We start from the raw sequence: 12,224 nt of genomic DNA, 5'->3' as shown, positions 1-12,224 counted from the left end.
AAATGATAAAAACTAACACTTTAGCTATCTCAGCGCTTCTGATGTTAGCTCTTTCAGGTTGCGATAAGATCCTTTCTGAGCCAACAATAGATACCTCAACAGATGAGCTGATGAAAACAACCTCCCAAGAGGTAAGAAGCTCCTTACCAGAAGCTGATCGTTCCAAGTTTGACAATGCACTTAAACTCTTGGCATTTAGTCAAATCGATATGAAAGATTTATTCGCCGCAGGTGCGGCTGATACAGAAAGTATTGAAAGCAGAATGAAAGAGTCACTTCATGGAAAAACTGCTCAACAAGTTATTGCTGAGGCAGAAAATATTAAGCTAGAGAGGGAAAAGAGGCAACGCGAGCAGGCGGTCGTAGAAATAGCAGAGCTAGAGAAAAAACGTGAAGCATCAGCAAAAGCAATCAAAGAACTAAAGAAGTTTCAGGTCATCCGCTCTAGATTCACACAGGAAGAGCAAAAGTACAGAGGCAAGCAGCCAATAATCGATATTACAGTTAAAAATGGAACTGACTCGCCAGTATCACGTGCGTACTTTGAAGGTACTATTGCCAGTCCTGGCCGAAGTGTGCCATGGCACGTAGATACATTTAACTACAGCATCTCAGGAGGACTAGAGCCGGGGGAAGAACAGAGTTGGAGGTTAGCTCCAAATAGATTCTCAGATTGGGGGAAAGTTAATGCTCCAGCAGATGCTGTATTTACAGTAACGGTTCAAAGAATTGACGGCGCTGACAGTCAGTCGCTCTATTCAGCAACGGGTTTCACGGAAAGAGATGAAAAGCGCCTTTCTGAATTAAAGTCTAAATATGATATTTAGCCAACATCTAAATCAAAGGGGATGGAGTTAACCTCCCCCATGTAACTATAAAAGTCTATAGATTAAAATCTATGGGGTCTGCCCCTGGAGTCAGCCCCCAAAGGTTAAAGAAATAAGTTTAAGTTAAACTTCGTACTGTTCAGAGCATAGATATATAGATGTCGATAACGAATAAATCAATAAAGCTGTTGTGGTCGAATGCTGCTGGCAGGTGTTCATTTCGAAGCTGTGGTGAAAGATTATCAGTCGAAGAAGCAGAAGGTGTAACTCCTTATACTCTTGGTGAAATGGCCCATATTAAGGGTAATAAACCCGGATCTAATCGGTATGATGCAAAACAATCAGCTACTGAAAGAGATAGCTATGACAACCTCATATTGCTTTGCCCAACTCACCATACATTGATAGATAAAGCCGAAAATGAGAGTAAATATACCATTGAGTTACTACACGAAATGAAGCGCGATCATGAGAGTTTCATTTCAACTCGGTTACAGAGTTCAGAGATAGATAATATTGAGCAGCTCAAAGACAAAATTGCTCCGCATATGGCGGAAAATTGCCAAGCGTGGGAGCAGTACGGCCCTAGATCAGAAAATGCTCAAAAAAATCCTAATAGTGACCAAGTTTACGCTTTATGGACCTCGGAGCGCCTCTCTACCATCGTGCCGAATAATAGGGAAATCGCAGCCCTCGTGCAGAAATACAGAGAGATGTTCTCTCGCAGCGAGCAAAGAGTTGTAAGTAAGTTTGTACAGCACGTCGAGAGTTATGAACAATGGGTAAATGATAAAATTCCTTACAATGCTGTTCAACGCTTTCCGAGCGACTTTGAAAGTTTAATATTAGGAGAATAATATGCCTGCACATAACGACAACTTTCCTTGGATGAGTTACTACCGAAATTATAAATTCTTTGAGCAGCGCATGAATGAGCATAGTAAAGTTAGTTTATGTGAGCAACTGGATGAGGGTCTATACAATATTGAATTGAATAATGGAAATACCCTTAAGGTATTTATATGCGAATGTTATTCATTCGGCACGGCTGAGTATGTAGAATCTTGCGAAAACTACGGTGCGATTGATGCCGTTGTTATAAGCTCAAATTGGTGTAGCTATGCTCTTGAGCTAAAACGAGACTGTATGGCAGATAAAGTTGGGATCTTCGATGTTCGTGGCTTTATGGCTGCAATTAATAGAAATGAATATTGGAGTTATATTACAGAATACGAAAAAGATAAATTTAAAGAGTATGGTTGGTAATAAATTGTTGGTTAAAGTTTATGGATTTGGTTCCTACTTTAATGGCTCAAAGACTTTCAATGATATAGACATCCTGATTGTACATAATTCGACCAGCCGAAAATCATGCTTAGAAGCTATTTCATTAAAGAAAGGTCTAATGACTAGAGTAGTGAAGGCTTCAATCACTATGCTTTCTAAATCAGAAGAAGCTGAACTGAAATTTATAAACAAAGCATCAGCGAAGTACTTATTGTCATATAATGGCAGCAATTTGTCCGACATAATTTCTATCATAGAAACTATAAAACCAACTCAAAGCTAAGCATAACGAGCAAAAATCAATGGATTCAGACTCTGTAATCTATGGGGGCTGCCCCCAATAACTCTTTCCAAAAACTCGAAAGAAGCAAGAACTTTGAGCTTAGAATGCCTACTTCTATTGACTAAGACCAGGATACAGGATGATTAAGAGAATTATTACAAAGATTAGGAAAATTAATAATATTAAGCTTTTATTGATATTAATTCTTGCTCCTTTAAGCTTTTTTATTCAAGTCTATTTATTTCCAGATGCTGGGAAAGTTACTAACAACAAAGCATCCCAATATTCGTTTCAAGTTAATTACTGGACTGAAGACATATACAGTAAGTTCAATATCATCAAAGAAAAAGGAAATTTACGAAACATTGCTCTAATAGAAGGTAACCTGGAGATTGACCAGGAATTCCGGGAAAACCTCATCCTTCTAAATCAACAACTCTCAGATCTTAATAGGTCATTAAATCACAATGGAGACCTCTCATCCTACATCATGGAAGATTCTCTGACACTGATGAATAAGGCCCTACCTGAAATGGATAAGAAAGAGCAAAGAGAAATAAGAAACCTATACCAAAGCTTCAACACCCTAACCATTGAGTATATTTCAAGAAAGTCAAAACTTGAATCGATCATTGAAGAGTTTACAAAAGCTTTTTCCTATTCCAGCATTCCGAAAACGACAGATGAAAAAGTGGATAGACTTTTAATTCAAACTGAAATACTAAAGAAACTGTACTCTGACGAGAGTTATTTTTTAAATTTGAATAAGGACTCTTTTAAGCTTGTAAGAGATCTTGCACAATCTTCAAGAGATCTTCTTACAAAGTATGAAGCTCTCGTAGTCAAGTATAACCAAAAGGTAAAGATTGAAGAGGCGATAAAGAACTCGATAATGTTATTCATTGCTATTATTGGTTTTCTTCTAGCCCTTTCAAGAGAATCAGAAGTACATACCAATGAAATAATATAAGGGTAAATTAATTTAAATCTATGGGGTAGAATCTCATCTGGCTACTAGTAGCCCCTCTTTCAGCAAGGATATTGAGCTTGATAGATGATGCTATTGACTTAACGTTGTTCGGAAAAACGGGGCAAGATCAGATTAGATGTACTGTTTTTCTAGCACCACTAGTTTTTCAGCGAGCGATTTATAGAATTCGTCCACACTATTGGTTTTGTGTTCAAACATTGTAGGACCATATATATTGCTTTTGAATGAATTGATTACCCGCTTTGTACCTAAATTTAGGTCTGAATGGTAATTGGCCCACTGCCACTCATTTTGAATGACAATTGTGTCAAGCCAGTTGAAAGATGCGCCTAGCTGATCCAACTTTTCTTTGAGGTCTTTTTCGTAAGGTTCCAAGTCTTCTATTTCGTTTAAATTGCTTGCATATATTAGAGCATTTGCGCGCCACAATATATAGGCGTGGTGTGTGGCTCGCAGTCTGTTCATGGCCTCCCAGATTAAATCAACATGCTTGCCGTATTTAAGCTGTTTTCTCCATGTAGTTACGCCTCTAAAGGCAGTAATAGCAGCAATAAGCCCGGCAATAGTGGTTACAAAAGTGACTGATTTTGTAAGGAATGTGGTTATGTCGGCAACTGAAAGCTGATTTGAGTAAATGACTGCCGCTATTACACAAAGGCTAACCAGTGTAAAGAGTCCGGAAATCATTACGGATGTGGCAATGATGAGTAGGTGCTTTTCCTTCATAGTATCGTGACTCGGGCTAGGCATTACGGTGGAGGGCTAATTTTGTTAGGTGAGAGTATTTCGCTGAGTTTAGCCATTCTGGTGCAGGAATTTAAGGTGGCGGAGGGAATAAATTATACTCCACCACCCCGCCATTCCCGTGAAAACGAGTAAAGCTGCTCAATCTATGGGGTCTACTCCCTTCCAGCAGTCCCCAGAGCATATCCAAAGCCTCAAAGGGCAAACTCTAAAAAGCAATGAAGATGCGTTGGACGCGGTAATATGCCTGTATATAGCTGCGCTTCATTCTATGGGTAACTTAGGGAAAACGTTTGGTGATACTGAAAATGGATATATTTGCGTGCCACAGACGGTTTGTATCTAAAGCCCGTACATAGTATTACTATAGCCCCTAACTGCCAAACATCACTGGATTTAGATAACGCAAGGAGACACCGATGAAGAAAATCATTGAAAACCTATTGGCGCTGCTTCAAGAGCTACCCAATATCTTGCAGATTCTCTTTTATGGCGGCGCCATCATTATTCTAACGGGCTTGTATTTTAAACTATTCCCTGGGGCGGACATTAACGAAAAGGCTTACACCAATCTGATGTCAGCCAGGCCTGATGACTCTCTTATCACAAGCTCTGGCAGTAGCGGAAACTATATTTTCATTACACCCGATAAGGACAATAACCTAACCTATTGGCCAAACTTAAAAGATTTTATGACGCTGGTCAGGAAGGAGAAAGGTGGTTTCAAGAGTACTCCCTATACCGACCAAATGAAGAAAGGCACCTATTGTGGCTTTCAACTCGACTTTAAGTTTGGCTATAGCGATAGGCTGTCGATCCAGAATTGGTTCCTGGGCTTAGGCGGCGAAAACCTGAGGCTCCCTAAAGTATTTGGCCTCTATGAATCAGACTCACAAGAATTCACCCTATCAAAAAGTGCCAAAGGCGGGACGCTGTGCCAGGAATACCTTTATGGTGTCAGCGGTGCAGAAGTCACCACAACGCTCATTGATAGCGATAAGGCCTGTATAGCCAACGGTAATGATTCTGTGTGCAGCAGAACCCGAATGGCGAACTGGCTCGACCGTGATGGTATTTTAAAAGAGCACCTTGAAAGAGGCATCACTGCAGCTGCCGTCAGCACCATGGGGCAAATCAAACGATGCAAGCAAATTCAATCCATCAATAGCGGTTCACTGCCTGATTTTTGTAGCGCTTATCTTGGCTCCCCCCTGATAGACAATGAGCTCAAGGTTATCAAACAACGCCAGAAAGCCTTGGCGGCTTTGGATGAGCTTGATCTAAAGGCATGCTACAACCCCATCAGCGGTGAAATCAGCTGCGCAGTTGATGCACTGGCGGCCTCCCCCATTAGCAAGCCACACACAGGTAAGAGCCCTTCCCTTTTCAATAAGGCCTGGGCGTCCAATACAGGCTCACTGGACACCTTCAATGCCGAAATTGGCAATACGACCTTTATGCAAACCTTCTCTACACTCGTCACATTAACAGCCAGTAAACAGCAGTGGATTGCTTTTGAAGATGACGAGATAGCCATCAGAAGGGATGTTTCTCGCGTGTATTATGGCACCACCCTGCCAACCATTAATGACATCGGCGAGACGATTACCGTCAACAACAAGCGCGTATTTCAAATCACCCTGGCAGAGCCCGATATCCTGGCCATAGATCGCTGGGCAACCGATTTTGCCATTCTTCACGACGGGGTGATTGAGGAACTGCTGAAACCTGGCGTAACCAACGAAAAAGGTATTAGCGGTTACCTTAACGAGAAATCGTTGGAATCCCTCAAAGACGCCATTGCCGTAAGCCGTATAAGCGCTATTACCAACTCTAATCAGATACTGTCTGACCGCTACACCACCGTTGATGGTATCGTAAATCTTAAGAAGAATAGTCAAACATCTTCCGACAAACCTTTTGCACTTTTTGCTAACAAGGCATTACAGCTTTTTAGCCACTAAATTATCTTTGGGGTAAGCCTCCAGGGGCTTACCCCGCTTCACCTCGCGCAATTGTCAGCTAGTTGATAGTTAGCGTCAGATATCTCCCTACAATAGCTTTCTCACTTTACGCTGTATAAAAGCCACGGTCGAGTTATGTATTTAAGACAATTCACACCATGACTACAGTGATTAGTTGAGGAATCGCAATGATTACATCTCCGCTTGGCCGCCGTGTCTGCTGTTTGTGTATGGGGCTTATGGCCTTCTCGGCGTTTGCAGCAGACCCTGTCTCCGGGCATCAGCCCTTGCAAATATGGGACGATGAGGCACGCAACAATCTACCTGCCTGGGTTCAGGTTTGGCTAACAATACTGAAGTTGGCCATATTGCCGAGCGTGTTCTTTGCCTGGAAATATGTAGAAGCGCGTTGGGTATTGGCCTCTATCGTTGCGGGCGTCACGTTCAGTAATCTGATTGCACCGCAACTTGGCCTATTACCGTTGGCTGGGCTGACCTCACTGACCCATGTGATCTTCTGGACACCGGCAATCGTGGTATTAATCAAAAACCGGCCCTTTATGCAGGGATTTTCTCTGTATAACGCTTGGGCGGCGTTTATGCTGGCGTGCATGTTGTTCTCATTTGTATTCGATATTCCAGATGCCTGGACATACCTGGGCTATCAATTACAAACTTAGTTTTAACGTATTCAGCCCGGTATTTCCGCCCGCTTTGCTACTGCCAAGCCAATGGCAACGAGCTTTTTATACGTCTATATTTCTTGGCTTTCCGCTAGCGCCTTCAAAAACCGTGTGTTTTGAGGGGGATTTTTGATTTGGGTCGAATGTTACGCCCCCCGTTTTTCCGCCCCAGCGGTTGGTACTGGGAACAGGCATGGCTTTATGCATAGGGTACGCTTGGCGGACACCACCGCCAGGGCCTGGTTGTTGGTGAACACCCCAGACGCCACCATAGGCATCCATGACTTTATCATCCCGGCCTCCAGTGCCGGTTCTGCCTACATTCTCCATTTTTCCGGCATTCATGGCGGTAACCGCTCTGTCCGCCCGTTCGTGTGTGGTTTGAGATTTACCCTGCTTTCCACTGAAATGTGACTTTGCCATTCCATTAACAGGGTTTCCCCCATTACTAAATGCGTTAAATCCACCGTCCATACTGCTTCCTCCTTAGATGAATGGTAAAAAGCAAATATCACACCAAAAATAAGGAGTCAGTATGAGTGAGGTATATGGTGATTTTCTGTTGAAAGATCGGCTGAAAGGTGGGTTAATTAATCGATAACTGGGTAAAAAACTACACACTTGGTTTTAACATTCTATGGGGGCTGCCCCTAGGGTCTGCCCCAGTAGTTCCAAACAACACTTTAGTTAGACTCATAACTTTATTGTCTAACACTTTAGGCTTATACACCCCATCAAAAAGTCACGTACTTTAACTAAGAAAAGGAACAGTAAGCGATTAAGAGCTTAACTCTATTGATATCCATAATGTTTTATTGAATAGTTAGAGGCTTGCCAAAAAGGAAATTTTGTTGATATCTCTAGCTTTATTAACATATCAACAAGATCAGCTCAAATACAAATGGAAATGTATTCATGGAATCAGCAAAATCTTATAAGGAACATATTGAGAAATACGGAGCTCTTCGAGCAGCAGTTTATAGCGAAGTCCCCAAAGCTATAAACATGCCAGGGGTTAGGTTGACACCTATCAATACCGTAGCGCTAGATAAATACGCTTCATGGCCCAACAACAACCGAGTCCCACCCAATGGAGGTTGGGATTGGGGATCATGGGTAAGCCATTATCGGAGCAAACACCCAAAGCGATTCGAAGCTGCAATATGGTTTGGCTCTATCCTATGCGGTTTGCTACTTGGAAAAATGTCCGGAAAGAATGTTCATATTCGCCTTGAAGTTCTAGAGGGATCAACAGATTCAACCCATCCCTTAAAAGGTAGAGTTGCCTACATTGCTTTATCTGCCGTCGAAATGTACGGTTATGCTTTAGGAGCTAAAGAATCACGTATAATTGATCCTGTAGACGGCGCGATTAATAGCTATAAAAAACTAGGCTACCAGTTATTTCCGGCCAGCAAAGGAAATCCTCGCTACCTTGCCAAAAGTCTATGAGGTGAAAAATGAAAACCCCACCAAAACATAAGGAAAAAGAGCTTCATTTTCAGAAGCTTAGGGATTATTCTAAAAAGATAGAAAGATTAAAACCCTTGTTGAGCTCTAATGAGCCTGAAGGAAAAATAAATAAAACACCTAAAGAAGTATAGGTACTGCACATGAATGATAAACCTATATCTAACCACGGCAACACAGAAGAATTTCGACGATTAAAAGAGAAATCCAAAGAAATACGTAAGAAGAATATAGCGCCGCCTATTGACGAAGATGAACCAGTGGGAAGGCTGTCCGGAGGACCGGATAGTCTAGATTTACCAGCCCCTAAAAGCGATGATTAGCAATCCCCTTATGAACGGGCTGGACCCAGTGTAAGCCCTAAATAGTTGACCAAAGGGGCAAAGGTTAAATTCCATACAGCGCCATACTAGGACAATGACGGAATATACAAAGCTCACAGGGAAATGTAACTTTGATCAATTCAATGACTAAGAGAGCAATAGGAGTCGCCCTCTTTCCTCTGCTACTTTCAAGCTGCTCCATCACCGCCCAACAAGTTAGTATTTCCAGCTGTATTGAAAGCAGCACAAGCCTCACAGTGAGTAGAATCGACGAGCGGAACTCCAGAGTATTTGTTATTACAAGCCCAGCAACATTTGAGCTACAAAATCAGTTAAAAACTGCCGACGCGTGCTTGAGGAACCTACACTGGCCAACAGATAGAAGTATCACCGTATTCTCTGAGGCTAAATATGTAGGCTATAAAGATGAGGAGCATATCAGCCCTTTGCACAAGGATAACCAATGGAGTAAGGCTTATCTTGCTGAATATTTCGGAGCTTCTGATAAATTCATCAGAATGCCTGCTTTATCTCCTTAAAACTTCTAAATCAGAGCCCCTAGGGGCTGAACCCAAATGCTTTTAATAATGCGTAAACCCCTAATATTACTATTACTGGCAACCTGTTCAAGCATAGCCTTCTCTCAGGGAGTTAAGGTTTTTGACAGCCAAGCTACTTTAGCCCTCTCCTGTAATCTAACTTTAGTATTGGCGGGCACCTCTGAACTCTATACCCCCAAGTTCAGCAAGATTGGCGATTGCCGGATAGTCACTCAAGCAGATACTGATATTCCCAGTACTCACTATATAAACGGTATGTATGTATTCTTTATTGAAAACAACATTACCTCTGAAAACAGGTGCTATTCAGAATACACTGCTGTAGGGATAACAAATGCTAACGAGCTATATACTACTGATCGAGTAAAACGCTCTGGAAGCTGTAATGCATCCAAAGAACAGCATGAATTTGAGTATTTTGCTGAAAAATTAACTGCAGCTTCTATTTAAGAAATCTATGGGCTTTTCCTACAAAGATCTAACCTACATTAGAGCATCAATCCAAGCTTACGAGGGAATATTATCCAACGTAAGCGAAGATGAATGCTCAGAAGAGGATGAATTTTCTGAAATTCAGGGTGACCGCCTTTACTTAGATCGCTTATTAGCCCTCGTAAACCAAAAGATTTCAGAAGCTGAAGGCGTTAAGCCAACGCTTACACCTATCAAGGACAAGGATTAACTTAAGATCAGAGCAGGATCAATGGGGTCTGACTCCAGGAGCATTCAAACCAATAAAACACCATGAATACAGGCTAGACACAGATGATCAATATCTGTACTATTCGCGCAGCTAGAAAGAAAGCCTATAGTTTATATTCTCCAATGCGTTGTTTTATTCGTAATTCCTCGTCCTGTAGTTTCTAAGTTTCAGTCTGTTTTTCCCGCTATTAGCGCCTACAGAGGCACCCTTACATTTAAATCAGGATATTATTATGTCTAATACAACTACTGGCACCGTAAAATGGTTCAACGAATCTAAAGGTTTTGGCTTTATTGAGCAGGAGTCTGGTCCAGACGTATTTGCTCACTTCAGTGCCATCTCCGGTTCTGGTTTTAAAACCCTGGCAGAAGGCCAGCGTGTTGAATTTACCGTAACCCAAGGCCAAAAAGGCCCTCAGGCAGAGAATATTGTAGCCATCTAAATCCGGTTACTTTATGTCTAAGAAGGGTAAGCTCATAAGGGCTTGCCCTTTTTTATTGGCTATCGGAAGCTGTTACTAGCTTCAAAGGCTCAACGTTTAAATTTAAGAATATGGCCTTTGAATTTCTGCTCAAGAAGATCCGTATCTATTGGTTTTAGATAAGAAACGCTGAAACCGTATCCCAGCAATTGTGTGCTGAGTTTGTTTTTCCTTCCTCGCCCAGGATCGACAATAATCACTTCACAGGTTGATTTGGCGTGCCTCTCGATAAAGCCGGCAAGTAGCTCTATATGGGCATCTTCATAGAGAAGATCGCTGCCAATGATCAGATCAAAATGGCCCAGTTCATCATCATGATCAGCCCAGCCTGTTTGTTCGTACGCAATCGGGCTGTCACCATTAAGCAGTACATTTCTTTCAAGAAACCCCTTTACTTCAGGGTGATAATCAGTGGCGGTGATATCGGTATTCTGTTTGTTAAGCAGCAAGCTGGAAAGCGCCATGCCACAACCTACTTCCAACACTCTTTTGGCCTCGGTGTCATAGTTCAACATGAGGTTTGCAAGGACTCGGCTTGAAGGCCAAATAACGCCAAATATGGGCCATGAGGCAGAGCATATGCCCAGCTCTTCGGCTATGCCTTCTGGATCGTGAAATTCTTGTGTATTACGTAATGTGCAGAGGTGGATATCCGTCTTACCAAATTCAATGGTTTGGTAGCATAAACGAGGTTTTGTCATAGCCTGGTCCTAATGCGTAAGCGCTGAGCCAGCTACCGAAGGATAGATAAATGACAAAACGTGGAAGTTTCTTCCGTCAGGGTATAGTACTGGGGGAATAAAGCAAGGAGTATCAAGGAAAGGGAAAAGGGCTATAACTAGGCATCTCATTGACCACGGGTAGTGTCCAGCAGAGGATTGAGGAGCAGCCCATAGTGATTGAGCCTCTATGCTTTTCCGTTACAAGCTACATGCTTCGTTAACCCCTGCAGCTCTTCTGCAATAAAATCATACACAACCCGTATCCGCCGGCTGGTATATAACTCGCGGTGCGATACCAACCAAACCGGGATTTCCGGGTCAAATTGATCCGGTAAGACACACACCAGGTCATCAAAAAGCTTACCGGTGTCCATGGGTAAAAATCCAAAGCCCAGGCCTTCGCGAATAAGTTGCAACATGCAATTGCCACTTGCCGCCAAGACTCGAAATTGTTCGATGCGAAGATTAAAGCCCTGCTCTGCCAGGTTAGCGATCAATGCTTCGGTATCATCAATACCGATAAAATCCTTATCCGAAAGATCGTCAAAGTTACGCGGTACACCCACTTCATCGAGTAAACGTTTAGCCGCGTAAATGCGCCCCCTTAAGTTGCCTATTCGACGAGCAACAAGATTCGGTTGGTTGGGCTCGCCATGGCGGATGGCGATGTCGGCCTCGCGGCGAATCAGGTCGCGTACCTGATCCGATGCGACTACCTCAACCACAATGCCCGGGGCCAGCTCGCGCAGTTTGCGTAGCATGGGTGGCAGGTAATAAGTGGCCATCATTTCAGTGGCGGTAATGCACACGCGCCCTTCGATGGCTTGTGATTGACCGCTGGCAGCCAGAGATATTTTGTTGGCCGCTGCTGCCATGTGGCGGGCGTGCTCAAGGAGCTCCATCCCTGCGCTGGTGAGTTGCAGCTTGCGGTGCCCCCGCTCGAACAAGGTTACACCCAGTGTCTCTTCTAGGTTGGTCACCTGGCGGCTCAGGGTGGGCTGGGTTTGCTGCATAACTCGGGCTGCGCCAGACAGCGAGCCCTCTTCGGCGGCAGCCAGGAATGCCCTCACCTGGTTCCAATCGAATGCGATATCGTTCCAGTTCATCTATTTACGTATACCAAATCATCATAAATAAGCATTCTATATGCTATCTGCGTATGATCAAATAGCATACATCTTGAATT

At 42.9% G+C, this 12,224-nt stretch carries 18 protein-coding genes; 14 read left to right on the top strand and 4 right to left on the bottom strand.

What is annotated here, in order from left to right; all coding sequences use genetic code 11:
* The first annotated feature begins 2 nt into the window (after positions 1-2).
* The 5 genes from ACGHZ6_RS09050 (at position 3) to ACGHZ6_RS09030 (ending at position 3,367) form a co-directional block, all read left to right on the top strand.
* Complete coding sequence (locus tag ACGHZ6_RS09050; protein WP_390618514.1) at positions 3-827, top strand: DUF6694 family lipoprotein; 825 nt, start codon at positions 3-5, stop codon at positions 825-827.
* Between the two features lie 158 nt (positions 828-985).
* Positions 986-1,684, top strand: a complete 699-nt coding sequence (locus ACGHZ6_RS09045; RefSeq protein ID WP_390618513.1) for an HNH endonuclease — start codon at positions 986-988, stop codon at positions 1,682-1,684.
* Position 1,685: 1 nt separating this feature from the next.
* A complete protein-coding gene (locus tag ACGHZ6_RS09040; protein ID WP_390618512.1) occupies positions 1,686-2,093 on the top strand; it encodes a hypothetical protein in 408 nt (135 codons plus the stop codon).
* A complete protein-coding gene (locus ACGHZ6_RS09035; protein WP_390619158.1) occupies positions 1,999-2,397 on the top strand; it encodes a nucleotidyltransferase domain-containing protein in 399 nt (132 codons plus the stop codon). The genes ACGHZ6_RS09040 and ACGHZ6_RS09035 overlap by 95 nt, the downstream gene beginning before the upstream one ends.
* Positions 2,398-2,536: 139 nt before the next feature.
* On the top strand, positions 2,537-3,367 hold the full coding sequence (locus tag ACGHZ6_RS09030; RefSeq protein ID WP_390618511.1) for a hypothetical protein: 831 nt from the start codon (positions 2,537-2,539) through the stop codon (positions 3,365-3,367).
* A gap of 132 nt (positions 3,368-3,499) precedes the next feature.
* Here the strand turns inward: ACGHZ6_RS09030 and ACGHZ6_RS09025 are convergent, their stop codons facing one another.
* Positions 3,500-4,114, bottom strand: coding sequence for a hypothetical protein (locus ACGHZ6_RS09025; protein WP_390618510.1), 615 nt, complete (start codon positions 4,112-4,114; stop codon positions 3,500-3,502).
* A gap of 437 nt (positions 4,115-4,551) precedes the next feature.
* Here ACGHZ6_RS09025 and ACGHZ6_RS09020 point away from each other — a divergent pair, with 437 nt between their 5' ends.
* The gene (locus ACGHZ6_RS09020; RefSeq protein ID WP_390618509.1) at positions 4,552-6,096 is read left to right on the top strand and encodes a hypothetical protein; all 1,545 of its coding nucleotides are present in this window, start codon (positions 4,552-4,554) and stop codon (positions 6,094-6,096) included.
* Between the two features lie 188 nt (positions 6,097-6,284).
* A complete protein-coding gene (locus tag ACGHZ6_RS09015; protein WP_390618508.1) occupies positions 6,285-6,776 on the top strand; it encodes a hypothetical protein in 492 nt (163 codons plus the stop codon).
* A 66-nt stretch (positions 6,777-6,842) separates the two neighbouring features.
* Here ACGHZ6_RS09015 and ACGHZ6_RS09010 read toward each other — a convergent pair whose 3' ends face one another.
* The gene (locus tag ACGHZ6_RS09010) at positions 6,843-7,202 is read right to left on the bottom strand and encodes a hypothetical protein (protein ID WP_390618507.1); all 360 of its coding nucleotides are present in this window, start codon (positions 7,200-7,202) and stop codon (positions 6,843-6,845) included.
* Between the two features lie 492 nt (positions 7,203-7,694).
* On the opposite strand from ACGHZ6_RS09010, the gene ACGHZ6_RS09005 reads away from it, so the two are divergent.
* The 7 genes from ACGHZ6_RS09005 (at position 7,695) to ACGHZ6_RS08975 (ending at position 10,277) form a co-directional block, all read left to right on the top strand.
* Positions 7,695-8,231: a hypothetical protein gene (locus ACGHZ6_RS09005; RefSeq protein ID WP_390618506.1), complete on the top strand. Its 537-nt coding sequence runs from the start codon at positions 7,695-7,697 to the stop codon at positions 8,229-8,231.
* 8 nt (positions 8,232-8,239) lie between these two features.
* Positions 8,240-8,383 (top strand): hypothetical protein, encoded by a 144-nt coding sequence (locus ACGHZ6_RS09000; protein ID WP_390618505.1) that lies wholly within the window; start codon positions 8,240-8,242, stop codon positions 8,381-8,383.
* A 9-nt stretch (positions 8,384-8,392) separates the two neighbouring features.
* Positions 8,393-8,572, top strand: coding sequence for a hypothetical protein (locus ACGHZ6_RS08995; protein WP_390618504.1), 180 nt, complete (start codon positions 8,393-8,395; stop codon positions 8,570-8,572).
* Positions 8,573-8,703: 131 nt separating this feature from the next.
* The gene (locus ACGHZ6_RS08990) at positions 8,704-9,111 is read left to right on the top strand and encodes a hypothetical protein (protein ID WP_390618503.1); all 408 of its coding nucleotides are present in this window, start codon (positions 8,704-8,706) and stop codon (positions 9,109-9,111) included.
* A 36-nt stretch (positions 9,112-9,147) separates the two neighbouring features.
* The gene (locus ACGHZ6_RS08985) at positions 9,148-9,582 is read left to right on the top strand and encodes a hypothetical protein (protein WP_390618502.1); all 435 of its coding nucleotides are present in this window, start codon (positions 9,148-9,150) and stop codon (positions 9,580-9,582) included.
* Between the two features lie 7 nt (positions 9,583-9,589).
* Positions 9,590-9,814, top strand: coding sequence for a hypothetical protein (locus ACGHZ6_RS08980; RefSeq protein ID WP_390618501.1), 225 nt, complete (start codon positions 9,590-9,592; stop codon positions 9,812-9,814).
* Positions 9,815-10,067: 253 nt separating this feature from the next.
* Positions 10,068-10,277 carry a cold-shock protein gene (locus tag ACGHZ6_RS08975; RefSeq protein WP_390618500.1) on the top strand — a complete coding sequence of 70 codons (210 nt, stop codon included), beginning with the start codon at positions 10,068-10,070 and terminating at the stop codon, positions 10,275-10,277.
* Positions 10,278-10,366: 89 nt separating this feature from the next.
* Here ACGHZ6_RS08975 and ACGHZ6_RS08970 read toward each other — a convergent pair whose 3' ends face one another.
* Complete coding sequence (locus ACGHZ6_RS08970) at positions 10,367-11,017, bottom strand: class I SAM-dependent methyltransferase (RefSeq protein ID WP_390618499.1); 651 nt, start codon at positions 11,015-11,017, stop codon at positions 10,367-10,369.
* Positions 11,018-11,223: 206 nt separating this feature from the next.
* The gene (locus ACGHZ6_RS08965; protein ID WP_390618498.1) at positions 11,224-12,144 is read right to left on the bottom strand and encodes a LysR family transcriptional regulator; all 921 of its coding nucleotides are present in this window, start codon (positions 12,142-12,144) and stop codon (positions 11,224-11,226) included.
* Positions 12,145-12,224: the final 80 nt, after the last annotated feature.

The sequence above is a fragment of the Maricurvus nonylphenolicus genome (genome assembly GCF_042854845.1).
Taxonomy (GTDB): Bacteria; Pseudomonadota; Gammaproteobacteria; order Pseudomonadales; family Cellvibrionaceae; genus Maricurvus; species Maricurvus nonylphenolicus.
The sequence above is the reverse complement of the archived record's forward strand: the minus strand, read 5'-3'. Positions and strand labels throughout refer to the sequence as shown.

Excerpts from the sequence above, each read along its gene's own strand:
- ACGHZ6_RS09050 (WP_390618514.1), top strand. The coding sequence starts at position 3 with ATGATAAAAACTAACACTTTAGCTATCTCAGCGCTTCTGATGTTAGCT.
- ACGHZ6_RS09045 (WP_390618513.1), top strand. The coding sequence starts at position 986 with ATGTCGATAACGAATAAATCAATAAAGCTGTTGTGGTCGAATGCTGCT.
- ACGHZ6_RS09040 (WP_390618512.1), top strand. The coding sequence starts at position 1,686 with ATGCCTGCACATAACGACAACTTTCCTTGGATGAGTTACTACCGAAAT.
- ACGHZ6_RS09035 (WP_390619158.1), top strand. The coding sequence starts at position 1,999 with ATGTTCGTGGCTTTATGGCTGCAATTAATAGAAATGAATATTGGAGTT.
- ACGHZ6_RS09030 (WP_390618511.1), top strand. The coding sequence starts at position 2,537 with ATGATTAAGAGAATTATTACAAAGATTAGGAAAATTAATAATATTAAG.
- ACGHZ6_RS09025 (WP_390618510.1), bottom strand. The coding sequence starts at position 4,114 with ATGAAGGAAAAGCACCTACTCATCATTGCCACATCCGTAATGATTTCC.
- ACGHZ6_RS09020 (WP_390618509.1), top strand. The coding sequence starts at position 4,552 with ATGAAGAAAATCATTGAAAACCTATTGGCGCTGCTTCAAGAGCTACCC.
- ACGHZ6_RS09015 (WP_390618508.1), top strand. The coding sequence starts at position 6,285 with ATGATTACATCTCCGCTTGGCCGCCGTGTCTGCTGTTTGTGTATGGGG.
- ACGHZ6_RS09010 (WP_390618507.1), bottom strand. The coding sequence starts at position 7,202 with ATGGCAAAGTCACATTTCAGTGGAAAGCAGGGTAAATCTCAAACCACA.
- ACGHZ6_RS09005 (WP_390618506.1), top strand. The coding sequence starts at position 7,695 with ATGGAATCAGCAAAATCTTATAAGGAACATATTGAGAAATACGGAGCT.
- ACGHZ6_RS09000 (WP_390618505.1), top strand. The coding sequence starts at position 8,240 with ATGAAAACCCCACCAAAACATAAGGAAAAAGAGCTTCATTTTCAGAAG.
- ACGHZ6_RS08995 (WP_390618504.1), top strand. The coding sequence starts at position 8,393 with ATGAATGATAAACCTATATCTAACCACGGCAACACAGAAGAATTTCGA.
- ACGHZ6_RS08985 (WP_390618502.1), top strand. The coding sequence starts at position 9,148 with ATGCTTTTAATAATGCGTAAACCCCTAATATTACTATTACTGGCAACC.
- ACGHZ6_RS08980 (WP_390618501.1), top strand. The coding sequence starts at position 9,590 with ATGGGCTTTTCCTACAAAGATCTAACCTACATTAGAGCATCAATCCAA.
- ACGHZ6_RS08975 (WP_390618500.1), top strand. The coding sequence starts at position 10,068 with ATGTCTAATACAACTACTGGCACCGTAAAATGGTTCAACGAATCTAAA.
- ACGHZ6_RS08970 (WP_390618499.1), bottom strand. The coding sequence starts at position 11,017 with ATGACAAAACCTCGTTTATGCTACCAAACCATTGAATTTGGTAAGACG.
- ACGHZ6_RS08965 (WP_390618498.1), bottom strand. The coding sequence starts at position 12,144 with ATGAACTGGAACGATATCGCATTCGATTGGAACCAGGTGAGGGCATTC.